Below are 22,318 nucleotides of genomic sequence, written 5' to 3'. Positions count from 1 at the left end.
ATTCGGGGCCGGGCGCGGCTCAGGTGCTGGGCCGCGGGTCCACGGCGATGTCCAGGCCCAGGTCCAGGGCACGCACCGAGTGGGTCAGCGCCCCCACGGAGATCACGTCCACGCCCGTGGCGGCCACCCGGCCGATGGTCTCCAGGGTGATCCCGCCGGAGGCCTCCACCGCGGCGCGGCCGTCGATCATGGCCACCCCGCTGACGAGGTCTGCGGGGGCGAAGTTGTCCAGCAGCACCACGTCCGCGCCGCCGGCCAGGACGTCCTCGATCTGGTCCAGCCGGTCCACCTCCACCACCAAGCATGCCGTGTGTGGCATCTTCCGGCGCAGTTCGCGCAGGGCGCGGGGCAGGGACGCGCCCCCGGCGGTGAGGACGGCCAGGTGGTTGTCCTTGAGCATCACCGCGTCCGAGAGCCCGAAGCGGTGGTTGTGCCCGCCGCCGCACGTCACGGCGTGCTTCTCGAGTGCCCGCAGGCCCGGCGTGGTCTTGCGGGTGTCGCACACGCGGGTGCGGGTGATGGTTCCGGTGGGCAGCTTGTTCGCGCGCTCCACCTCGGCCACGGTCTCCTCCACGGCGGCGACGTAGCGCGCGGTGGTCGTGGCGATCCCGGACATCCGCTGCACCAGGTTCAGCACCGTGCGCTCGGCGGTCAGGATGGCCCGGGCCGGTCCGGTCACGGTGGCCACTGCGGTGCCGGGATCGAGGGAGTCCCCGTCCGCAACGTGGAGCTCCACCTCCACCGAGGGGTCGAGCAGGGTGAAGCCCACCCGGATCACCTCCGCGCCCGCGAACACTCCGCTCTCCCGGGAGGTCACCGTGGCGGTGGCGTGCGCGTCCCCGGGGAGCGCGAGCTCGGAGGTGAGGTCACCCCACGGGGCGTCCTCGGCGAGTCCCGCGCGGATCACGGCCTCAACGGCTGGTCGATGCAGCATGTGCTGTCCTTTCGTTGCTGGTGGACGTCGGATCGTCGGCGCGGTGGTGCGCTCCGCGGGACTCGGTTCGCCGCCGCGCCGACCGGACGAGCTCGCGCGCCACGGTCAGCAGGTTCCGATCCTCGTGCTCGGCAAGTGTGCCCGCGCCCGCTCGGCGCCCCGCGGACGACGACGCCGCGAGCCACCCGTCCAGCACCCGTTCCGTCTGCGCGAGTCCCTCCTCGGTGCGAACCACTCCGGCACCCTGCCACATCACGGCCTGGAGGGCCGCACGGGTGAACGGGATCCGTTCGCCCGGACGTGGGGCGGCGCTGGGGAGCGGGGCGGACGCCGCTCTAGAAGATGCGTATGCATATACGTGCGGGCCCGGGGACGGGGCGTCGTCGCCCTCCCGGGCGGGGTGGAGAGCGGGTCCTGACCAGGCCGTGGGATCGGCTCGTGCGCTGGCCACGAGTCGGCCCACCCGGTCCCCGAACACCACGGCCTCCAGCAGCGAGTTGGACGCCAGCCGGTTGGCGCCGTGCAGTCCCGTGGCCGCGCACTCGCCCACGGCCCACAGCCCGGGGACCGCGGTGCGCCCGGCGGCGTCGGTGGCGATCCCGCCCATGAGGTAGTGCGCGGCCGGGCTCACCGGAACCGGTTCCCGGGACCAGTCGATCCCGCGTTCCCGCAGGGCACGGTCGATCGTGGGGAAGCGCCGGGCTAGGTGCTCGGCCCGGGTCAGGCCGTTCGACACGGGCAGCGCGGTGCAGTCCAGCACCACGTGCGCGTTGGGTGCGGACGCGCGTTCGGCGGCAATCTCCCGGGCCACGACGTCCCGCGGCGCGAGTTCCGCCCGGGGATCCACCTCGAGCATGAAGCGCTCGCCCCGGTGGTTGCGCAGCACCGCGCCCTCGCCGCGCACGGCCTCGGAGACCAGGAACGACCCCGGGGCGGCCAGCGCGGTGGGGTGGAACTGCAGGAACTCCAGATCACGCACCGCGGCCCCCGCGCGCAGGGCCAGCGCGATGCCGTCCCCCGTGGCGACCTCGGGATTGGTGGTGAACGGGTAGAGGTGGCCCGCGCCGCCTGTGGCGAGCACCACGTGATCGGCGGCCAGGACGTGCTCGGGACCCAGTCGACCCGCGGGATCCACGGAGCGCGCGGTCACGCCGGACAGCGCTCCGCGCCGCTGCAGAATTCCGGTGACCAGTGTGTATGCCTGCACACACATGTCCCCCGACGCGCCAGCCTCTTGCGCCCGTGCGGTGAGGGCCTCCTGGATCACCCTCCCGGTGGCATCACCCCCGGCGTGCAGGATCCGCGGCACACTGTGCGCCCCCTCGAGCCCCTGGACCCACCGGGAGTCTGGTCCTGCCACGCGGTCGAAGGCCACGCCTCGCCGGGTGAGGAGCGTGACCGCGTCCGGGGAGTCGGCGACGACGCCGCGCACCACCTCCGCATCGCACAGCCCCGCTCCTGCGGCCTGGGTGTCCCGTGCGTGCAGCTCAGGGGTGTCGAGGGCCTGGCCACCCGGGAGGTCGCGGGTCATGGCGGCAATTCCGCCCTGCGCGCGGTCCGTGGCGGTGTGGCCGAGGGTTGACTTGGTCAGGACGGTGACCCGGGCACCGCACGAGGCCGCCCGCAGCGCGGCGGTGAGTCCGGCGGCACCGGAGCCCACGACGAGAACGCGCGGAGCGGCGTCGTCGTCCGGGCGGCCCCGCGCCTCACGCACGCGGCACCGCGGCGAGCATGCGCTCCAGGGCCACCGACGCCTCGGCCGCGACCTCGGGTGCCACGCTGACCTGGTTGACCACGCGCCCCGCCACGAGCTCCTCCAGGACCCACGCGAGGTACCCGGGGTGGATGCGGTACATCGTGGAGCACGGGCAGATCACCGGGTCCAGGCAGAAGATGGTGTGCTCGGGGTGCTCCGCGGCCAGGCGGTTGACCATGTTGATCTCGGTGCCGATCGCGAAGGTCTGCCCCGGTTCCGCCGCGGCCACGGCCTTGCGGATGTGGTCCGTGGAGCCGGCGGAGTCCGCGGCGTCCACCACCTCCATGGGGCACTCGGGGTGGACCACCACGGTGCACCCGGGGTGCTCGGCGCGGGCCTGCTCGATCTGCGCCACGGTGAAGCGGCGGTGCACGGAGCAGAAGCCGTGCCACAGGATCACGCGCGCATCCTCCAGGGCCGCGGGGGAGTTGCCGCCCAGTGGCCTGTTCGGGTTCCACAGGGGCATCTGCTCGAGCGGCACCCCCATCGCCTTGGCGGTGTTGCGGCCCAGGTGCTGGTCCGGGAAGAACAGCACCCGCTGCCCGCGGGCGAACGCCCACTCCAGCACGGTGGCGGCATTCGAGGACGTGCACACGATGCCCCCGTGGCGCCCGCAGAACGCCTTGAGGGCGGCGGAGGAGTTCATGTAGGTCACGGGGACCACCGAGGCCAGCGGCTCGCCGCGCTCGTCCGTGCGCACGGCGCCGTGCTCGTCCGTGGCGTGGGGGCCCAGGACGTCCACGAGCTCCGCCCAGCACTCCTCCACGGAGTCCTCGCCCGCCATGTCCGCCATGGAGCAGCCCGCGGCGGGGTTGGGCAGGATCACGGACTGCTGCTCCGTGGAGAGGATGTCCGCGGTCTCGGCCATGAAGTGCACGCCGCAGAACACGATCGCCTCCGCCTCCGGGTGCGCCTTGGCCTGCTGCGCGAGCTGGAACGAGTCCCCGATGAAGTCAGCGTGCGCCACGATCTCGTCCCGCTGGTAGAAGTGGCCCATCACCACCACGCGGTCCCCCAGGGTCTGCTTGGCCGCGCGGATCATGGCGTCCAGCTCCTCGGGACTCGCGTCCCGGTACCGCTGCGGAATGGTGGGCTGCGCGGGGGAACCCGGGGGAACGACGTCGTGCTGGGACGCACCGGGGCCGTAGCCCTCGGTGAGCGGGGTCGGGAAGTCCCACGGCTGCTCCGCGAGGGCGGCGCTGCACGAGCCGCCGGTCGCACCGGGCTGCGCGGCGGCGTCATCGTCCCCGGGGCGGGAGGACAGCAGGGTGAGGCGGGTGGCGACGGAGGTCATGGTGTCTCCTGGCTCGAAGGGCTCTCGTGTGTCGGTGGGGTCGAGGGATCCGGTGGGCCGGGACGCTCCGCGGGGTGCGGACCGGGCCGGGTGAAGTCCGGGGCGCCGTCCGCCGTGAAGCGGTACAGCGCCGGAGGCCGGTGCGGGGTTCCGGCCACGCGCTCGCCGGTGTCCTGCAGCCGCCCCGAGCGCAGTGCGTGGCGGCGGAAGTTGGGGGCGTCCACGGCGCGGCCCAGGATGGCCTCGTGCACCTCGCGCAGCTGGGCGATCGTGAAAGAGGCGGGAAGGAAGGAGCGGGCCACGGTGGGGTCCGCGATCCGGTCGCGCAGCCGGTCCAGCGCGTGGGCAACGATCAGCGAGTGGTCGAAGGCCAGGGGCGGCAGATCGGTGGCGCGCAGCCACGCGACGTTGAGGTCGTCCTCGCGTGCGGCGGCCTCCCGCGGGGACAGTGCGGCCCAGTAGACCACGGTGACCATGCGCTCGTCGGCGCCCTGCGAGCGGGTGAGGCCGCCGAACGTGGCGAGCTGCTCCAGGTGGGCGGCGTCGAGACCCGTGGTGAGCCGGAGGCAGGCGGCCGCGGCATCATCCAGCGCCTGGTCCTCGTCCAGGGGCCCGCCGGGCAGCGCCCACCGGTGGTGGTACGGCTCGCGGATCCGGCGCACCAGGGGCAGCCAGAGCTCGTGGCGCCCGCCCGGCCCCGTGGGGCGCACCGTGAAGATCACGGTGGACACGGCGATGCTCGTGCACGGGGTGCCCACGACCACCGCCCTTCGCCATGTGGACCGAGCTGGCGCCCGGTTGATGTCATGGTGACTCTAACGCCTGAAAGTCACCGTGACTCTTAGTTCGAGGATGTGACGTCCGGGGGGTGCGAGCGGGCGGGTCGTGGCGTGCGGCGACCGGTGGAGCGGCGCCACATTACCCGCACGTTCGTGTCCTCACGCACGACGGGCCGGGCGTTGCGTACGTTAGGCAGATCACACGTCCGCCGTCAGAACGGAATCCGCAATGTCCTCAACCGCACCCAGCGCCCGCCCGAAGGGCGCGGGCAGCAAGGGAACCGGCGGCCTGCTCCGGGTCCTGAACTGGATCGAGTGGCTGGGCAACAAGCTCCCCGATCCCTTCTGGCTGTTCCTCCTGCTGGCGGGCATCGTCCTGCTGCTCAGCTGGATCCTGTCCGCCGTGGGGCTCAGCGCGGTCAACCCGGCCACGGGGGAGACCGTGGCGGTGACCAACCTGCTGTCCCCGGAGGGGCTGCGCAAGATGGTCTCCGAGGCCGTCACCAACTTCGTGGAGTTCCCGCCGCTGGGCCTGGTGATCGTGGTCCTGCTCGGTGTGGCCGTGGCGGAGCAGTCCGGGATGATCTCCGCGGCGCTGCGCGGGTCCGTGGCGCGCGTGGGCCCCAAATGGCTGACCTTCGTGCTGGCACTGACCGGCATCACCGGGTCCATCGCCTCGGACGCCATGTACGTGGTGCTCATCCCCCTGGGTGCGCTCGCCTTCAAGGCCGCCGGGCGCTCGCCCGTGGTGGGGCTGATCGTGGCGTTCACGTCCGTGGCGGCGGGCTTCAACGCGTCCCTGCTGCCCACGGCGTCGGACGCCCTGCTGGGTGGCATCACCACCGCCGCTGCGGGACTGATCGACGACTCCGTGATCGTGACCCCGGTGTCCAACTACTTCTTCACGTTCGTCTCCTCCTTCGTGCTCGCGGGCATCATCACGCTCGTCACGGAGACGGTGCTGTCCAAGCGCGGTGAGGCGCTCGCCGAGGACACGGACACCAAGCAGCAGGACATGGGCGACTTCAACGACATGCGCCTGAAGCCCCGTGAGAAGCGCGGGCTGCGCAACGCGGGGATCGCGTTCGTGATCATGCTGGCCATCTACCTGGCGCTGCTGCTGATCCCCGGCTCGCCGCTGCGCGCGGAGGACGGCTCCATCCTGATGTCCCCGCTGCTGCTCAACGTGGGCATCGTCATCGCGATCATGTTCGCGGTGGTGGGCTGGGTCTACGGCCGGGCCGCCGGGACCATGACCACCGCCCGCGAGGTCCCCGAGGCCATGGCCAAGGGCCTGGCCGGCGTCACCCCCGTGCTCGTGCTGTTCTTCGCGGCCGCGCAGTTCACCGCGTACTTCCAGTGGTCCGGGATCGGGCCCGTGCTGGCCGTGTACGGCGCGGACTTCATCGGCTCGCTGGGCCTCAGCCCCGTGTTCACGTTCGCGGGCATCGTGGTGATCGTGGCCGTGATGAACCTGCTCATCACCTCCGGCTCCGCCCAGTGGACCCTGCTGGCCCCGGTGATGGTGCCCATGCTCATGCTGCTGAACGTGTCCCCGGAGATGACCCAGGCGCTGTTCCGCATCGGCGACTCACCCACCAACGTGATCAGCCCCGTGAGCCCGTACTTCGCCCTGGTGCTCGGCTACCTGCGCCGCTACCAGAAGGAGGCCGGTGTGGGCACCCTGATCTCCCTGGTGCTGCCGGTGTCGATCGCCATGCTGATCGGCTGGTTCCTGCTGTTCGTGGCCTGGTACCTGCTGGGTCTGCCCCTCGGCCCCCAGGATCTCTAGGAGAGGACGTCATGACGTCACAGCACGACGACCACCTGCGCCGCGCCATCCAGGTGTCCCAGGACGCCCGCGAGCACGGCAACCACCCCTTTGGTGCGGTGCTCGTGGCACCGGACGGGAGCATCGCCCTCGAGGCGGAGAACACCGTGGTGACAGGCAGGGACGTCACGCACCACGCGGAGACCAACCTGGTGCGCAAGGCGTGGCGTGAGATCCCCGCCGACCAGCTGCCGGGGTACACGCTGGTCACCTCGTGCGAGCCGTGCGCGATGTGCTCGGGCGCCATCTACTGGGCCGGGATCGGCACGGTGGTCTTCGGGCTCGCGGAGACGGGCCTGCTCGCCCTCACGGGCAACCACCCCGAGAACCCCACCCTCGACCACCCGTGCCGTCTCGTGTTCGCCGCCGGCAGCCGTGGCACCACGGTGGTGGGCCCCATCCTCGAGGACGAGGCCGCGGTGCCCCACGCGGGCTTCTGGGTCTCCTGATCCAATGACGACGGCGCCCCCGCCCGCGCGATGCGGACGGGGGCGCCGTCGACTCCTCCCGCCGGGGCGGGACCGTGGGACCTCAGTCGCCGGTCTTCACGGTGAGCTTGTCCCCGGACACCACCACGGTGCCGGAGGTGGAGATGCTCGTGGTGGTGTCCTCGTCGGACCAGTCGGCGGGCTCGTCGTCGTCGTACTCGTCGTTGTGCTGGTAGTCCAGACGCGCCTCACCGGACTTGGTGGTGGTGAAGGCGATCTCGCCGCTGTCGAACGGGGAGCGGGACACCGAGTACGTGGGGTACTTCTCGATGCTCCACACGGGGTTGCGGTAGTCCTCCTCGTCCCCGTAGATCGAGTACTCGAAGGGGCAGCCCTCGGGCTCGAACTCGGCGGTCTTGGCGCACTTGTCCAGCTGCGCGTTGAGCTGCTTGGTGACGTCCTGCTCGAGCGCGGGGGTGAAGGACTGCTGGAACGCCATGCCGGAGGACAGGGGCGCGGATCCGGCGCGGATCTCGGCCACCTGCTCGCCGCCGTAGGTCACGTACTTGCTCGTGGAGGACACGGCCACGGCGTAGTCACCGGGCAGCACCGTGAACTGCGTGCTGTGGGCCTCGCCCTGCTCGTCCACCGCGACCTTCTGGCCGTTGACGGTGAGCTCGCTGACGCCCGCGGGGACCTCCACGCTGAAGCTCTGGTACAGCGGGACGCCCGCGCTCTCGTCCACGCGCCAGGACTTGAACAGTCCGTTGCGGGAGTCGCTGACCATGGGCACGTCCACGGGGGTGGTCACGCCGTCCTGGGTCACGGTGGCGCTCACGGTGGCGTGGTCCCCGTCGATCCGGGTGTCCTTGATCTCGTAGGACGAGATCCGGTTCTCGGCGGCGCCGTAGACCTCGTCCGTGAGCAGAGCACGCTCGCTGGTGCTCACGTTCGGGTTGGCCGCCTCCGTCACGGCGGTGGCCTTCCCGTTCGTCGCGGACTGCAGCAGCTGCTCGGCCTGCTTGTCCGGGCCGAACACGGTGCGGCCCAGCACGGAGAACACCACGGCGGCCACCACGGCCAGCAGCAGCACGGCGCCCACGATGATCGCGATCAGCCGGATCCGCTTCTTCTTGGCGGGATCCATGGGCTCACGCGGCGGGCGCGTGTAGGCGGCGGCCGCGGCGTCGTCGTACCGGGGCAGCTCCTGGGTCTGCTCCCCGGGAACGGGGGCCGTGTGGTCACGCTGCGCGGTCACGGCGGGCTCCGCGGGGTACTGCGGGGACGACGCCGCCGCGGCGGTTTCCTGCGCGGGGGCAGCGGGTGCGGGGGTACCGGGCGCCGCGGCGCCCTGCGGTGCCGCGGCGTTCGCCGTGCCGTGGTGCGCGACGGCCGCGCCACCCATGGCGGCGGCGGAGGCCACCACCGCGGCGCGTCCCCGGGAGCGTTCCGAGCCGCGCAGCCAGCGGGTCACCGGGGCGGGCAGGGAGTGCATGAACGCGGGGGCCACGAAGCGCGCGAGCAGCTCGATGACCACGCCCCACAGCAGGAACACCAGGCAGGTCCAGCCGGCCGGGCGCACGCTGAAGGCTCCCGAGGCGGGGCTGCTGACGTCCTCGAAGGCGTAGCCGGCCACGCGCAGCAGCCACATGAGCAGCAGGCCCAGCAGGAAGTAGGCCAGGGGCAGGACGCCCCAGGCCACGGGATTGCGGGCCACCCGCTGGTCCACGGGGCGCACGTGCGCCCAGACGAGGGCCGCGCAGACCACGGACAGTACGGCCAGGACGATGATCAGCACCACGGCCCACGCGGGGGTGGCGCCGTCGGTCCACAGGTAGACCGCCTGGGCACGTCCCGTGAGGTCGCCCAGGGTGGCCGCCTCGCCGCCCACGAACAGGGCCGACAGCAGGCCCATGACGAACAGCCAGCCCACGGCCAGGGGCAGCCAGAACAAGGCGGAGAAGCCCGCCACCGCGCCGCCCTTGACGAACGCCCCGATCACCAGCAGCAGCCCGGTGATCGCGCCGAACACGACGAACTGCACGACCATGGGCCGCAGCACCTGCAGCAGCCCGGGAGCGGTGCGCTCCGCGCCGATCACCACCCGGCCGGGGGAGGTCTGGGTGGAGCGCACGCTCAGGGCGGCAGCCACGCTCAGGAGCCCCACCACGAACAGGACGGGGAACAGCAGGCCGCCCATGGCCGTGATGCGCACCCGCAGATCCGTGGAGTAGAAGGTGGTGTCCGACTGCAGCGCGGTGAGCGCGGTGAAGATCAGCGCCATGACACCCCAGCTGACACCGGCGAGAGCGGCCATGAGCCACTGCACCGCGCGGGTCTCCACCCGCAGGTGGGAGGTGAGCTTGCGGGCGGTGAACCACGCCGCGGCGATGCCGCACGCGAGGGCGAAGTACTGCGGGATCGTGATGCCCGCGGAACCGCTCTCACCGTCCGCGCTGATGATCAGGCGCAGGGGGACCAGGGCCGCCATCGCGGCCAGCTGGAAGGGAGCGGCGACGATCCAGCTCCACGCGGAGGAGTCCGGCTCCACGCCGGTGATGTCGTCCACCTGGTCATTGAGCTGCTCACTCAGGCTGGTGCCGGAGTCGTCCGAGATGGCCGCACCCAGCAGGGTCAGCAGCAGGGCGATCACGGTGCCCGCCACGGTTCCCAGGTAGCCGGCCACGCCCGCCACGAGAGGCGTCCACCAGTGCCGGGAGGTCATGCTCGCCAGCGCGGCGGGGGGTGTGTAGGCGGGGGCGCCGGTCTGACCGGCGGTCGCGGTGGTGGCGGTGCCGGCGGCGGGTGCCCCGGCGCTCGCGGCAGGCGCGTTCGACGGCGCTCCCGCGGTGCCGTTCGCGGCGGCACCGTTGCTCTGGTGGGCCTCGTCCGTGCCCTTGGTGCCCTGGACGGGCGGCATGGCCCGGGTCTGCTCCGTGTCGCCCGCGGCGGGGGTGGTCTCGTCCCGGTGGTGTCCCGTGCCCTCAGCGGCGGGAACACCCCCGGTGGTGTTCGGGTCCGGTTCCCGGGCCTCGCCCGCCGGATCGTGCGCCGATGAAGGCATGGTCATCTCTCCCTGGTGTCTGCAGCCGGTGCCCAGCACGTGATCCTGGGCAATTCCTGAATAACAGACATCGGGGCCCCGCGAGGGTGCGACCTACCGACGGGGGGACATGTTTATGAATAAGTCACGAAAAAGTGCTCCAGCGCCCGCGTGTGCGCCACCCCCGGTGGGGCGGCGGCGGAGCGCGAACTCAGATGGCCTGCGGCCCGGCAGATCCTGCCGGGTACTCCTGCAGGGGTGCGCACGTGTCGTAGGCGTGCTGGATGAGATCGATGATCCGCCAGCCCTCCTCGGTGGCGTCCGCGCGCACGGTGAAGGTGGGGTCCCCGTCCAGGATCCAGCGCATCACGGAGCCGTACGCGGTGAGTCCCGGCTCCGGGACACTGCTGGAGAGCGTGAGCCGGTTCATCCCGCGGGAGTCGAAGGGGCTGCCCACGTTGGTCTCCAGCTGCACGTGCTCCTCCTCGAAGCCCACGCTGAGTGCGTTGGGTGCAGTGGGGTGCGGCCAGCCCTTGTACTCGTGCGGCGGACGGCGGAAGGTCACGCGGATGTGCTGGGCCGGGTCGCCGATCGCCTTGCCGGAGCGCAGTGTCACGGGCACCCCGTTCCAGCGCCAGGTGTCCACCTCCAGGGTCACCTGCACGAAGGTCTCGGTCTCTCGCTCCGGATCCACGTCCTTCTCCCGTGCGTAGTCCGGGACCTCGTGCCCGCCCACGGTTCCGGCGGTGTAGCGTCCGCGCACCACGGGGGTGATGCCGGGGTGCTCGGCGGCGTGCATCGCGGACTCCTCGTCCCACAGCCGGGTGGCCCGCAGAATGTGCGCGGTGTTCGCGGGGACCTCCACGGCGTCGAAGCGGGAGGGCGGGTCCATCATGGTCAGCGCCATGACCTGCAGCAGGTGGGACTGCAGCATGTCCCGGGCCGCACCCGTGGAGTCGTAGAACGCGCCGCGGCCCTCCAGGGCCAGGGTCTCGTCAAAGACGATCTCGATGGAGGCGATGTGCCGCCGGTCCCAGATGGGCTCGAACATCCGGTTGGCGAAGCGCAGTCCCACGATGTCCAGGACGCCGGGCATGCCCAGGAAGTGATCCACGCGGAACGTGTGGTCCTCGTCCACCAGCTGCGCCACCTGGGCATTGAGTGCGCGCGCGGAGGCCAGGTCCGTGCCCACGGGCTTCTCCAGGGCCAGGTACAGGTCCTCGGGCAGCGACTCCAGCTCGGCCAGGGCTGCGCAGGCCTTCTTGGTGATGGCCGGCGCCAGCGCGAAGTACAGGCAGACCGGCCCGTCGACGTCGCCCAGCAGCTTCTCGAGGTCCCCCGCCTCGGTGACGTCGCACGAGATCCACCGCGTGTTCTCACGGGCCCGCTCGACAGCGGGTCCCGTGGCCCCCACGGAGTCGAAGGCCTTGGCCACGGTCTCCTCCCAGGTCTCCGCGCGGACGTCGTCGTCCGGGCCGAGGGGGCCGGGGAACTCGCCCGGGGCGGAACCCACCACCGTGATGTCCCGGTCGGGCTGCAGCTCGAGCAACGAGCCCAGCCCCGGCAGCAGAAGGCGCGCGGCGAGATCGCCGGAGGCACCGAGAATCACAAGGGTCCTGATGTTGTCCATGGGGCCAGGGTAGGGGGTCGGGCTGGGCCCGCCCTCATCCAGGACTACTGGTGCGGCAAGGTGGGACCTCTGGAGTCCGTACCGGGGCAGGGCGGGAGGGAGACCAAGCGGGAATGCACAACCGAAGTATCTCGAATTGCTCCAGGACTGGAGAATTCGCCGTAAGCTGTTTTCATGAGAGAAATAGCGACGGTTCATGCGGAACCTCAGCAGGTCACAGACAGCCCTGTCTACCGAGTGAATTTCTGGTCGCAACCGCCACCTGGATTCGGGTGGCCCCTTGACGCCTATGCCCTGGCGGACGCCCGAGATGTCCATGAGGTGATCGCGTGGGCAGAGGAGCGGTCTGAGGGGCGAAAAATCGAAATCTTTGTCGAAGTGGACCAAGAACCAGAGGGGGAGTTCTCAGCTCCCCGTAAAACTGATCTCCTACGATTGGCGGGATGCAATCCGAACGAGGGGGTGAGTGTAGAAATTGGCCGATTCGTGCCAGAGGAACCTTTTTGACGCCTGTGCCAGATCTCGACCTGTGATGCCCGGTAATACGGTGCTTCACGCGGGTGTGTGTCGGGACGACTGCTGCGTGGATCACGGGGGTCTCGGGAGTCCGGGAATCTTGCTCGAGCGCGGGATGCCTCGGGCAACGACGGCCTGTGGCGCAAAAAATAGTCGGTGGGGGCTTGAAATGTCTGGAACAGTTCGATATTGCATTTCGGCATGTGAGTTCGTTGCTCAGACCATGAATGGGTGGTAGCATCGCTCCCCCTCAGAAGCAGAAAAGTCATCTGAATGGAGGCAGAAGCGCGGAATCCCTGCACCTCCATGGTTGTTGCTTTGATCGCCTTCAGGGCGCGACGCGACTAAGTCTCGAAAGTTGAAAAATAAAAAAGTTTGCAGTTCCGACACTGATATGGTTCCTCCTTGTCCTTTCGGGCGTCGCGTTCTTCGTCTAGCATGACAGCACCATGGCCCTGCTGATTGGTGGCCTGGGGGTGCTGATATGGGGATTCACGTCCTCGGGCCTCGGGGAAGTTCCTCCGGCCGGGTCGAGGCCGGACCCCAAGGCGGTAAAGGAGTACAGGAGGGAAAACCCAGGCGCCACAGTTTCAGATGGAATTCGGGCGACTTCGGAAAGTCACAAGTAGCGCAAACGCGTCCGGGTCCAATCGGGCAAGCAGTTCCCTGCTTTCGCTCCCCCGTTCCGGTCCCTCCATCGTCTGCGCAGCCTCCGTGCGGCCGTGCCCTTGAGGTGATTTCGCGGCCGGTTCGGGGGAGTTGGGAACATGGCCACGTGTCAGGTGTCCCGCGTGAACTTTCTGCGAAGGGGAAGAGAACGAATTGTCCGAGGCTCTTCGGGCAGGTTGACCGGGATGCTCCTTGGAGCGCTGACCGGTCAGGCTGGTCGACCGCACAGGGGGTGTGGTGCTGGCGTTGTGATCCTCTTCAGGCTCCGGTGCTTCAATATTGCCCATGAATACCCCCCTCGAGGACTACGCCCTGCTGGCCGATCTGCACACGGGACCGCTGGTCTCCCGGGAGGGCAGCATCGACTGGCTGTGCTTCCCGCGATTCGACTCGCCCGCCGTGTTCTGCGCACTGCTCGGGGATGAGGACAACGGGCGCTGGAAGCTCAGCGCCGTGGACGGTGAAGTGGTCTCCCGCCGCTACGTGCCCAACACGTTCATCCTGGAGACGGAGTGGAAGACCCCCACGGGCCGGGTGCTCGTGACCGATTTCCTCCCGCCCAGTGACGACCACGCGGACCTGGTGCGCCGCGTGAAGTGCCTGGAGGGCACGGTGGAGGTGGCACACGATCTCCGCTTCCGCTTCGACTACGGGAAGATCACCCCGTGGGTCCGCCACGTGGACCTGTCCCCCGAGGCCGCCCCGGGAGAGTCCGCGGGTCACACACCCACCGGCCCGAATCCCGTGGGTGCGTCGCACTCACCGGATCAGCGCCACCAGCGCGCTCCGGGGGAGGAAGCCGGCTCCGAGGGCCACGAGGGTGAGGGCGCGGATGGTGAGCACGTCAGCGCCGGGCGTGCCCCGCGGTGGTACCGCCACTTCCGGGAGCGGGTCCGCGACGCTGCCCACCAGGCCCGCACGGAGGACTGCTCCGGGCAGGGACTGCTCGCGGTGGCCGGTCCGGACGCGCTGCTGCTGACCGGGCCCGCGCTGGAGCCCTACCAGCTGGGCCGGGACGGCCAGGACGTGGCCGTGGACCACGACGCCGCCCACGGCCCCGGCGCGGACATCCGCGTTCTCGAGGGGCTGCGTCGCGGCCACCGCGGCACCTTCCGCCTGGAGGCCGGGGAGCAGCTGGACTGGGTGCTCACCTGGAGCGAGTCCTACCGCGAGCTGCTGGTCCCCGCGGACCCGGAGCGCGCGCAGCAGGTCACGCACGAGTTCTGGGAGGACTGGGCCTCCGCGGTGGACTGCGACGGCGAGTACCACGAGATCGTCAAGCGCTCCCTGTTGGTGCTGCGCGCCCTGACCCACTCGGAGACCGGCGGGATCGTGGCGGCTCCCACGGCGGGGCTGCCCGAGGAGTTCGGGGGCTCCCGCAACTGGGACTACCGCTACACGTGGCTGCGGGACGCCGCGCTGACCATCAGCGCCCTTGTGCAGCGCGGTCACGAGCACGGTGCGCTGCTGTGGCGGGACTGGCTGCTGCGCGCCGTGGCCGGCAACCCGGACCAGCTGCAGATCCTCTACGGGGTGGACGGCCGCCGCAACCTCACCGAGCGCGAGCTGGACCACCTGGGAGGCTACGAGGACTCCCGCCCGGTGCGGATCGGCAACGGCGCTGAGGGGCAGTACCAGGCGGACGTGGCCGGTGAGGTGATGATGGCGCTGGCCACCCTGCGGGACGCCGGGCAGGAGGAGAACGACTACTCGTGGGGCCTGCAGTGCAACCTCCTGTCCTTCTGCGAGCTGCGCATGGACACTCCCGACAACGGGATCTGGGAGATGCGCGGCGAGCCCCACTTCTTCACGCACGGGCGCGTGATGATGTGGGCGGCGTTCAACGAGGGCCTGCGGGCGGTGAAGGAGCACGGACTCACCGGGGACGTGGAGCGCTGGACCCGGCTGCGGGACGAGCTGCACCGGGAGATCTGGGAGAAGGGCTACGACGAGGAGCTGGGGATCTTCACCCAGACCTACGCCAACCGCGAGGTGGACGCCTCCCTGCTGCAACTGCCGCAGACCGGGTTCATCGAGCCCGACCACCCCGCCATGCTGCGCACCGTGGCGCGGATCGAGCAGGACCTGCAGGACGAGCACGGCCAGCTGCGCCGCTACCGCACCACCAGTGGCGGGGAGTCCATGGACGGGCTCTCCGGCCACGAGTACCCGTTCGTGATCTGCACCTTCTGGCTCGTGGAGCAGTACGCGCGCTCGGGCCGCCTGGAGGACGCGCGGGAGCTCATGCGCACCACCGCAGGCTTCGCCTCGGACCTCGGGCTGCTCTCCGAGGAGTACGACGTCGACCAGCACCGTCTCGCGGGCAACTTCCCCCAGGCGTTCAGCCACCTGGGTCTGATCCGCGCCGCGGATGCCCTGGAGCAGGCCCTCCGCGCGGCGGGCTGAGGCAGGAACCGGGTACCGCGGCGTCGTCGTCCGGCGAGTGGCCAGCGCACCGGGCGGTGGCACGGAGAGCGCGGGGCGCCGCCGCGAGAGAACCCCGAGCGTGGAGAAGGCCCACCCCGAGCGGGGTGGGCCTTATCCGTGGGCACGGCGGGGCGTGGGACGAACTCCCGCGTGCCGCGCCGCAGGATCTCACGGGTCACCCGGCGGTCTGAGCCCGGGTGCCGCGGGAGGGCGGATCAGCGGCTGCCGGTGAGTACCGAGGTGTTCAGCATCAGGTTGGGCGAGCCGTTGACGTAGTCGATGGTGCGGGGGGTCGCGGTGTTCTTGAGTGCGCGCTCCACCTCGGAGACACTCGCGTTGGGGTGCTGCTGCAGGTACAGGGCCGCGGCACCGGCCACGTGGGGCGTGGCCATGGAGGTGCCGGAGATCGTGTTGGTCCCCGAGTCGCTGGACGGCCACGCCGAGGTGATGTCCGTGCCCGGGGCCAGGATGTCCACGCACGAGCCCCAGTTGGAGAACTCCGAGAGCCGGTCCCGGCGGTCCGTGGAGCCCACGGTGATCGCGGAGGAGGCGCGCGCGGGGGAGTAGTAGCAGGCGTTCGCGTAGTCGTTGCCCGCAGCCACGAGCGGAACCACCCCGGCGCGGGACATCCGCGCGATCGCGTTGTCCATGGCCGCGGAGACGTCTCCGCCCAGGCTCATGTTCGCCACGGAGGGCCCGTTCGCGTTGGAGGAGACCCAGTCCATGCCGGCCACGATGCCCGCGGTGGAGCCCGTGCCGTCACAGCCGAGCACACGCACGGGGACCACGTCCGCGCCCTTGGCCACGCCGTACCGGGAGCCCGCGGTGGTGCCGGCCACGTGCGTGCCGTGGCCGTTGCAGTCGCTGCTGCCGCGGCCGTCGTCCACGGCCGTGACACCCGGGTCGATGCGGCCCCGGAACTCGGAGTGGGAGGCGCGCACGCCGGTGTCGATGATGAAGGCGGTGACGCCCGCGCCGGTGGCGTTGTAGGAGTACGTGCCGTTGAGGGGCAGGTCCTTCTGGTCGGAGCGGTCCAGGCCCCACGTGGCGCCGGACTGCGTGGCGCTGGCGCGGACGGTCTTGTTCTTCTCCACCACGGCCACGGCGGGATCGGCGTCCAGGGCCTTGACCTGGGCGGGGGTCAGGTCAGCGGTGAACCCGCCGATGCTCTTGAACTCCTGCTTGACCTTCACGCCCTTGGACTGCCACTTGTCCACCTGCTTCTCGGTGGTGCTGGCCACGGCGTTCTTGCCCGCCGCGCCGGCCATGCCTTTGGGCATCTTGGAGTCGATGGTGGGCAGCTCCAGCATGACCACGTACTCGCCGCCGGTCACGTCCAGGACCTGGGCCTGCTGATTGGTGGCGTCCACGGTGGTCGCTGCGGGCGGGGCGGCCACGCCGGGGGTCACGGTGCCGAGGGCCACGGCGGCCGCGGCGGCGGTGGCGAGAATCGCGTTCTTCTTGTGCATGGGAGGACCTTCGATCAGGTTCGTGGACATCCGGTGTTAATCCGGGAATGCCGCTGCTGATAAGGACACACCGATCCCCGGGGCGCAGCGCCGCGGGTCCAGCGGGTACAGAATGCGCTCCCTGCCACCGTGGGACGACCATCACCGCAGGTCAGAGGCGGGTCAGCGAGTGCCCTATCACCGTAATGCGATTGTTATCGGAAACACAATGGCCGAACGGCCAATGTTTGAGGGTGGCTGTCGGGATATTCCCTGCGGCCGAAAAGATAGGGCCCTTTACTATTACCGGAGAATCCCTGGGCGGGTGCCACACCCGCCGGAACGTGCTCGTCCCGGACCACCCTCGGGGAGGTTGCCCGCCCCAGGTGTCCCACGTACCGTGGATCCGTTCCGTGCGGACCCTCCCGGGGCGCACGATCACACGACTCCCGGTGGCCCATCCGCGCCGCCCGCGGAGTCCGACAGCGGGGAGATGTGGACGTGGCACTCAGTGTTCTGGATTTGTTCTCGGTGGGAATCGGACCCTCGTCCTCCCACACCGTGGGCCCCATGCGGGCCGCCCGGCTCTTCGTGGCGGGCCTTGCCGACGACGCCCTGCTGGACTCCGTGACGCGCGTCCACTCCCAGCTCTTCGGCTCCCTGGGCGCCACCGGCTGGGGCCACGGCTCGGACAAGGCCGTGATCCTGGGGCTCATGGGTGAGGACCCGGAGACCGTGGACACCGATCTCGCGGACGAGAAGGTGGCGCTCGCGGGCGAGCAGGGCGAGCTGCGCCTGGACGGCACGCACGCCATCGCGTTCGACCGCGCGCAGGACGTCATCATGCACCGCCGCAAGTCCCTGCCCACCCACCCCAACGGCATGAGCTTCACGGCGTACGACGCCGCCGGCGAGGTCATCCGCGAGAGCATCTACTACTCCGTGGGTGGCGGGTTCGTGGTGGACGACTCCAAGAGCAGCGCGGACAAGATCGTGGAGGACACCACCCCCGTGAAGTACCCGTTCAGCACGGGTGACGAGCTGCTGGCCATCTGCGAGGCCGAGAACCTGTCCATCGCCCAGGTGATGGCCGCCAACGAGCTCTCGTGGCGCCCCGCGGAAGAGACCCGCGAGCAGCTGCTGCACATCTGGTCCGTGATGCAGGAGTGCGTGGAGAACGGCTGCACCCGCGAGGAGAAGACCCTCCCCGGGGGACTGAAGGTGCGGCGTCGTGCGCCGGAGATGCGCAAGCGGCTGCTGGCCAAGGAGCCCGGCAACGACCCCCTGTACGGCATGGACTGGGTGAACCTGTACGCGCTCGCCGTGAACGAGGAGAACGCGTCCGGCGGGCGCATCGTCACCGCCCCCACCAACGGTGCGGCCGGAATCATCCCCGCGGTGCTGCACTTCTACACGCGCTTCATGGAGGACGCGTGCGACGACAAGATCGTGGACTTCCTGCTCACGTCCGCGGCGATCGGGATCGTGATCAAGGAGAACGCCTCGATCTCCGGCGCCGAGGTGGGCTGCCAGGGCGAGGTGGGCTCCGCGTGCTCCATGGCCGCGGCCGGGCTGTGCGCCGTGCTGGGCGGTAGCGTCCGCCAGGTGGAGTGCGCCGCGGAGATGGGCATCGAGCACAACCTGGGGCTCACGTGCGACCCCGTGGGCGGGCTGGTGCAGATCCCGTGCATCGAGCGCAACGCGATCGCCAGCGTGAAGGCCATCAACTCCGCGCGGCTGTCCATGCAGGGGGACGGCATCCACAAGGTGTCACTGGACCAGGTGGTCAAGACCATGCGGGAGACCGGCGCGGACATGAAGATCAAGTACAAGGAGACCTCCCGCGGCGGCCTGGCCGTGAACGTCATCGAGTGCTGAGCGTGCGGCACCGCCGCTGACCCGAGGATCCCCGCCGGAGCATCCCGGCGGGGATCCGTCATGTCCGGGGTGCGAGTGGCGGTGCGTCCGGGACAATGGCGGCATGGCCACCTCACTGCTGCTGCTCGCGGACACCCACCTGCCCAAGCGCGCCAAGGATCTTCCCGCCCAGGTGTGGGAGGAGGTGGAGGCCGCGGACGTCGTCGTGCACGCCGGTGACTGGGTGGACCTGGCCACGTTCGAGGCGCTGCGCGAGCGCTCCCGCCGGCTGATCTGCGTGTGGGGCAACAACGACGGCCCCGAGCTGCGCGCCGAGATGCCGGAGACCGCCAGGTGGGAGCTCGAGGGCCTGCGCTGGGCCATGACCCACGAGACCGGGGCGAAGCAGGGCCGCGAGAAGCGCATGGACGCGGCGTTCCCGGACACGGACGTGCTGGTGTTCGGCCACAGCCACATCCCGTGGGACACTGTGGCACCCTCCGGGATGCGCCTGCTGAACCCCGGATCCCCCACGGACCGGCGCCGCCAGGCGCACTGCACGTACATGCGGGTCACGGCTGACGCGGGTGCGCTCACGGCGGTGGATCTGGTGGAGCTGCCGCGGCGCTGAGCACTGCAGTGTGAGTGACGGGTGTCACTCCGGGGTCCTGTCCCGGGGTAGGCTGAGCGCCACCTGTACGGCGGTCTCCCGCCGATGCCCGCACCCGCCCGAGGAGCAGACATGACCGCTGACGACCCCGGCTCGAGTGCCGCCACGGTCACCACCCCGCCCCCGCCGCGCGGCAACCGCCTTCCCCACCAGCTCACACTGCGGGGACTCGTGGGCGGGTTCCGGGCAAGCACCGGGCGTTTCCTGCGGTACCAGATCGTCGCGGCGCTGCTGGCCGGCCTGGTCATCCTGCCGCTCTTCCGCCTGGCGTTGAACGGACTGATCCGCTCGACCGGGCGCTCGGCGATCTCCAGCGGGGATTACGTCTCGTTCCTGCTGTCCGTGCAGGGCGTGGGGCTGGTTCTGGTAGCGCTGCTGGTGCTGAGCCTGCTGATCGTGATCAACATCAACGGCCTGGTGCTGATCGCCGCCGACAACCTGACCGGCCGACGCAAGAACACCCTGTGGGCGGACGTCCGCGCCGCCCTGGCATCCTTCCGCTGGTTCCTGCACCCGGCCGCCCTGCTGATCCTGCTCTACGTGGGCCTCGTGGTGCCGCTGACCGGCACCGGGCTGGGGATCTCCGCGCTGGAGGGTCTGCGGATCCCGAACTTCATCACCAGCGTGATCTACGCCAACCCGCTGTACATGACGGGCTACGTGCTGCTCATGATCGCGCTGGGGCTCGTGGGCGTCCTGAGCATCTTCGTGTTCCACGCAGTGCTGCTGCGGGGCACCGGGGTGTGGAGCGGGTTCCGGTTCTCCTGGCGCCTGGTCCGCCAGCAGGCCCGGCTGTTCTTCCTGGGCCTGCTGCCCCGCCTGCTGATCCTGGCCGCCATCGCGGTCCTGGCGGTCGGACTGTTCCTCCTCCTGGCTGCCCTGCCCGCCGTGTTCATGCAGCCGCAGACGTTCGGCTCCCGCTTCGCCCTGCTGACCGGTCTGCTGCTGGTGGGTGTGGTGCTCGCCGTTGCGGGCTTCGTGCTCGCACCGTTCGCCGTGTACGTGCTCACGGCGTTCTTCGTGGTGGCCGCGCCCCACGTGGACTCCCGCGCCACGGACCCGGGAACGACGACGGACGAGGCCTTCCGTGCCAGCCCCACCCCCGCGGACGTGGCGGCGGCGGGGAAAGACGCGCCGCGGCGTCGTCGTGGCCTCTGGATCGGGGCGGCGGCCGTGGTGACCGCGGTGTGTGTGGGCCTGGCCGCGGTGCTCGCGGCGAACTTCGACGCCGCCTTCGTGGACAAGCGGCCCATGCAGGTGGTGGCACACCGTGCCGGCGGTGACCTGGCGCCCGAGAACTCGGTGCCCGGTGTGGAGGCCGCGGCCGAGGCGGGCGCGGCGATCTCCGAGTTCGACGTCCGGCGCACGAAGGACGGCGTGTACATGATCAACCACGACCCGAACTTCAAGCGCGTGGCCGGGGACCCCCGCACCCTGGAGGAGATGACGTCCGAACAGGTGAAGCAGCTGAGGATCCACAACGAGTTCGGCACCCAGCCCGCCGAGGCCCCCGTGCCCACCCTGGGGCAGATGCTGGACGCTGGGAAGGACCGCATCGGGATGTTCGTGGAGCTCAAGGGCCCCACCGCGGACCACCAGATGGTGGAGGACGTGATCCGGGAGATCCGCGCGAAGGGCATGGAGGACCAGTCCGTGCTGCTGTCCTTGGACTACGAGCTCATCAAGTACATCGAGGAGAAGCACCCGGAGATCGAGACCGGCTACCTGTTCTACTTCACCGTGGGGGAGAGCGAGAAGCTGGTGGGTGACTACCTGATCCTGGAGGAGGATGCCGCGACCCCGGACCGGATCGCACGCATCCACGCCGAGGGCAAGAAGGCCGTGGTGTGGACCGTGAACACCCCCGAGTCCATGGAGAAGTTCCTGGGCTCCGAGGCGGACGCGGTCATCACGGACCATGTCCTGCAGGTCAAGGACAAGGAGGAGGAGCTGGCGCACCGCAGCGACCTGCAGCGGGTCATGGACACGCTGTTCGTGGGGTGAGCCGGGGCGGGCTGCTCCGTCAGCGGTCGCCGCCGTCCTGCGCGCGGCCGTCGAAGAACCGGGACAGGTACGTGGCCAGGAGGCACAGCAGGCCGGCCACGGTGAGCCCCGCCGTGAGGAAACAGGCCATGCCGGCGCCGATGTTCGCCCCGCCCTCCGGGTTCTGCGCGTCCAGCATCAGCCATCCGTAGCTCGCCAGGAACCCGACGAGTCCCACCAGGGTGAGGGAGAGCGAGAATTTCATCGCGGATGACATGTCGGTCTCCTTCGTGTCCGGTCGGTGCTCCGCCTGTCTCCGGCGGGCTCCGGTCAGGCCGGGCCGGGTGCCTCGGGCGGGCAAGCGTAGTGGGTTCACACTAGCCAACACCGCCCGTTCTGGACAGGGTCCCGGCGCGCACGGACAGGGTCCCCGGGGTGCGGCCTACAGTGGGGTCCATGAGGCTCTTCGCCGCCGCCTACCCTCCCCGCGCCGCCCGTGAGCACCTGGTGCGAGCCATGGCCGAAGTGCGCGCTCTGACGGGCACCGCCCTGCGCTGGGGTGATCCCGAGCAGTGGCACGTGACCCTCGCGTTCTACGGGGACCAGCCGGAGGGAGCCGTGCCCGATCTCTCGGAGCACCTGCGGGAGGTGTCCCGTTCGTTCCCGCCCCTGCGGGTCAGCCTGCACGGGGCGGGCTCCTTCTCCGGGACCACCCTGTGGGTGGGGGTGGCCGGACAGAGCGCCGAGCTCACGGAGCTGATGCACGCGTGCTCCCTGGACCCGGACGAGCGCGCCCGCCAGCGCGCCCACCTCACCGTGGCCCGCACCTCACGCACGGAGCGTGCACGCCAGGCCAAGGAACGACGCCGCGGCTCCCGCGTCCGCGCGCACAGCGGCCCGGAACTGGCCCACGTGGTGCACGCGCTGTCCGTGTACGAGGGCCCGGAGTGGACGGTGAGCGAGACCCGGCTGATGGCCTCGGAACTGGGGGAGGGGCGCTCGGGAGGGGCGCTGCACACGACCGTGGAGCGGCATCCGATGTCCGGCGTCTGA

The 22,318-nt window shown here is 70.4% G+C and carries 15 protein-coding genes; 7 read left to right on the top strand and 8 right to left on the bottom strand.

Annotated elements, in window-relative coordinates; genetic code table 11:
• Window positions 1–19: 19 nt before the first annotated feature.
• The 4 genes from nadC to AABM36_RS01925 are packed head-to-tail and all read right to left on the bottom strand — an operon-like array spanning window position 20 to window position 4,742.
• Window positions 20–934, bottom strand: coding sequence for a carboxylating nicotinate-nucleotide diphosphorylase (gene nadC / locus AABM36_RS01940; RefSeq protein ID WP_423447021.1), 915 nt, complete (start codon window positions 932–934; stop codon window positions 20–22).
• Window positions 912–2,648 carry an L-aspartate oxidase gene (locus AABM36_RS01935; RefSeq protein WP_423447019.1) on the bottom strand — a complete coding sequence of 579 codons (1,737 nt, stop codon included), beginning with the start codon at window positions 2,646–2,648 and terminating at the stop codon, window positions 912–914. The genes nadC and AABM36_RS01935 overlap by 23 nt, the downstream gene beginning before the upstream one ends.
• Window positions 2,641–3,984, bottom strand: a complete 1,344-nt coding sequence (nadA, locus tag AABM36_RS01930) for a quinolinate synthase NadA (RefSeq protein WP_423447017.1) — start codon at window positions 3,982–3,984, stop codon at window positions 2,641–2,643. Before nadA ends, AABM36_RS01935 begins: the two co-directional genes overlap by 8 nt.
• A complete protein-coding gene (locus AABM36_RS01925; protein WP_423447015.1) occupies window positions 3,981–4,742 on the bottom strand; it encodes an NUDIX hydrolase in 762 nt (253 codons plus the stop codon). The genes nadA and AABM36_RS01925 overlap by 4 nt, the downstream gene beginning before the upstream one ends.
• A 250-nt stretch (window positions 4,743–4,992) precedes the next feature.
• Here AABM36_RS01925 and AABM36_RS01920 point away from each other — a divergent pair, with 250 nt between their 5' ends.
• Together AABM36_RS01920 and AABM36_RS01915 are read left to right on the top strand one after the other, a co-directional pair.
• Window positions 4,993–6,555: an AbgT family transporter gene (locus AABM36_RS01920; protein ID WP_423447013.1), complete on the top strand. Its 1,563-nt coding sequence runs from the start codon at window positions 4,993–4,995 to the stop codon at window positions 6,553–6,555.
• A gap of 11 nt (window positions 6,556–6,566) precedes the next feature.
• Window positions 6,567–7,043 carry a nucleoside deaminase gene (locus tag AABM36_RS01915; protein ID WP_423447011.1) on the top strand — a complete coding sequence of 159 codons (477 nt, stop codon included), beginning with the start codon at window positions 6,567–6,569 and terminating at the stop codon, window positions 7,041–7,043.
• A gap of 82 nt (window positions 7,044–7,125) precedes the next feature.
• Here AABM36_RS01915 and AABM36_RS01910 read toward each other — a convergent pair whose 3' ends face one another.
• Both AABM36_RS01910 and AABM36_RS01905 read right to left on the bottom strand, forming a co-directional pair.
• The gene (locus AABM36_RS01910; protein ID WP_423447009.1) at window positions 7,126–10,086 is read right to left on the bottom strand and encodes a hypothetical protein; all 2,961 of its coding nucleotides are present in this window, start codon (window positions 10,084–10,086) and stop codon (window positions 7,126–7,128) included.
• 190 nt (window positions 10,087–10,276) lie between these two features.
• Window positions 10,277–11,695, bottom strand: coding sequence for a glucose-6-phosphate dehydrogenase (locus AABM36_RS01905; protein WP_423447007.1), 1,419 nt, complete (start codon window positions 11,693–11,695; stop codon window positions 10,277–10,279).
• A 1,470-nt stretch (window positions 11,696–13,165) separates the two neighbouring features.
• On the opposite strand from AABM36_RS01905, the gene AABM36_RS01900 reads away from it, so the two are divergent.
• Complete coding sequence (locus AABM36_RS01900; protein WP_423447005.1) at window positions 13,166–15,286, top strand: glycoside hydrolase family 15 protein; 2,121 nt, start codon at window positions 13,166–13,168, stop codon at window positions 15,284–15,286.
• Between the two features lie 236 nt (window positions 15,287–15,522).
• On the opposite strand, the gene AABM36_RS01895 is transcribed toward AABM36_RS01900, so the two are convergent.
• Window positions 15,523–16,776 (bottom strand): S8 family peptidase, encoded by a 1,254-nt coding sequence (locus tag AABM36_RS01895; protein ID WP_423447003.1) that lies wholly within the window; start codon window positions 16,774–16,776, stop codon window positions 15,523–15,525.
• Window positions 16,777–17,256: 480 nt separating this feature from the next.
• On the opposite strand from AABM36_RS01895, the gene AABM36_RS01890 reads away from it, so the two are divergent.
• The 3 genes from AABM36_RS01890 to AABM36_RS01880 all read left to right on the top strand — a co-directional run bounded on the left by AABM36_RS01890 (window position 17,257) and on the right by AABM36_RS01880 (window position 21,286).
• Window positions 17,257–18,633, top strand: coding sequence for an L-serine ammonia-lyase (locus tag AABM36_RS01890; protein ID WP_059281672.1), 1,377 nt, complete (start codon window positions 17,257–17,259; stop codon window positions 18,631–18,633).
• 103 nt (window positions 18,634–18,736) lie between these two features.
• Window positions 18,737–19,243 carry a metallophosphoesterase family protein gene (locus AABM36_RS01885; RefSeq protein ID WP_423447001.1) on the top strand — a complete coding sequence of 169 codons (507 nt, stop codon included), beginning with the start codon at window positions 18,737–18,739 and terminating at the stop codon, window positions 19,241–19,243.
• Between the two features lie 111 nt (window positions 19,244–19,354).
• A complete protein-coding gene (locus AABM36_RS01880) occupies window positions 19,355–21,286 on the top strand; it encodes a glycerophosphoryl diester phosphodiesterase membrane domain-containing protein (protein WP_423447000.1) in 1,932 nt (643 codons plus the stop codon).
• Window positions 21,287–21,305: 19 nt separating this feature from the next.
• Here the strand turns inward: AABM36_RS01880 and AABM36_RS01875 are convergent, their stop codons facing one another.
• Entirely contained in the window at window positions 21,306–21,542 is a 237-nt protein-coding gene (locus AABM36_RS01875; RefSeq protein WP_423446998.1) for a hypothetical protein, read from the bottom strand.
• 179 nt (window positions 21,543–21,721) lie between these two features.
• Between AABM36_RS01875 and thpR the strand changes: the two genes are divergently transcribed.
• The gene (gene thpR, locus AABM36_RS01870; RefSeq protein ID WP_423446996.1) at window positions 21,722–22,318 is read left to right on the top strand and encodes an RNA 2',3'-cyclic phosphodiesterase; all 597 of its coding nucleotides are present in this window, start codon (window positions 21,722–21,724) and stop codon (window positions 22,316–22,318) included.

This window comes from Kocuria sp. KSNUG, assembly GCF_049532735.1.
Lineage (GTDB): Bacteria > Actinomycetota > Actinomycetes > Actinomycetales > Micrococcaceae > Kocuria > Kocuria rhizophila.
Note: the sequence above shows the minus strand (reverse complement) of the source record. Positions and strands in the feature narration are given on the sequence as shown.

Coding starts and splice junctions, on each gene's coding strand:
- nadC (WP_423447021.1), bottom strand. CDS start 934: ATGCTGCATCGACCAGCCGTTGAGGCCGTGATCCGCGCGGGACTCGCC.
- nadA (WP_423447017.1), bottom strand. CDS start 3,984: ATGACCTCCGTCGCCACCCGCCTCACCCTGCTGTCCTCCCGCCCCGGG.
- AABM36_RS01920 (WP_423447013.1), top strand. CDS start 4,993: ATGTCCTCAACCGCACCCAGCGCCCGCCCGAAGGGCGCGGGCAGCAAG.
- AABM36_RS01915 (WP_423447011.1), top strand. CDS start 6,567: ATGACGTCACAGCACGACGACCACCTGCGCCGCGCCATCCAGGTGTCC.
- AABM36_RS01910 (WP_423447009.1), bottom strand. CDS start 10,086: ATGCCTTCATCGGCGCACGATCCGGCGGGCGAGGCCCGGGAACCGGAC.
- AABM36_RS01905 (WP_423447007.1), bottom strand. CDS start 11,695: ATGGACAACATCAGGACCCTTGTGATTCTCGGTGCCTCCGGCGATCTC.
- AABM36_RS01900 (WP_423447005.1), top strand. CDS start 13,166: ATGAATACCCCCCTCGAGGACTACGCCCTGCTGGCCGATCTGCACACG.
- AABM36_RS01895 (WP_423447003.1), bottom strand. CDS start 16,776: ATGCACAAGAAGAACGCGATTCTCGCCACCGCCGCCGCGGCCGCCGTG.
- AABM36_RS01885 (WP_423447001.1), top strand. CDS start 18,737: ATGGCCACCTCACTGCTGCTGCTCGCGGACACCCACCTGCCCAAGCGC.
- AABM36_RS01880 (WP_423447000.1), top strand. CDS start 19,355: ATGACCGCTGACGACCCCGGCTCGAGTGCCGCCACGGTCACCACCCCG.
- AABM36_RS01875 (WP_423446998.1), bottom strand. CDS start 21,542: ATGTCATCCGCGATGAAATTCTCGCTCTCCCTCACCCTGGTGGGACTC.
- thpR (WP_423446996.1), top strand. CDS start 21,722: ATGAGGCTCTTCGCCGCCGCCTACCCTCCCCGCGCCGCCCGTGAGCAC.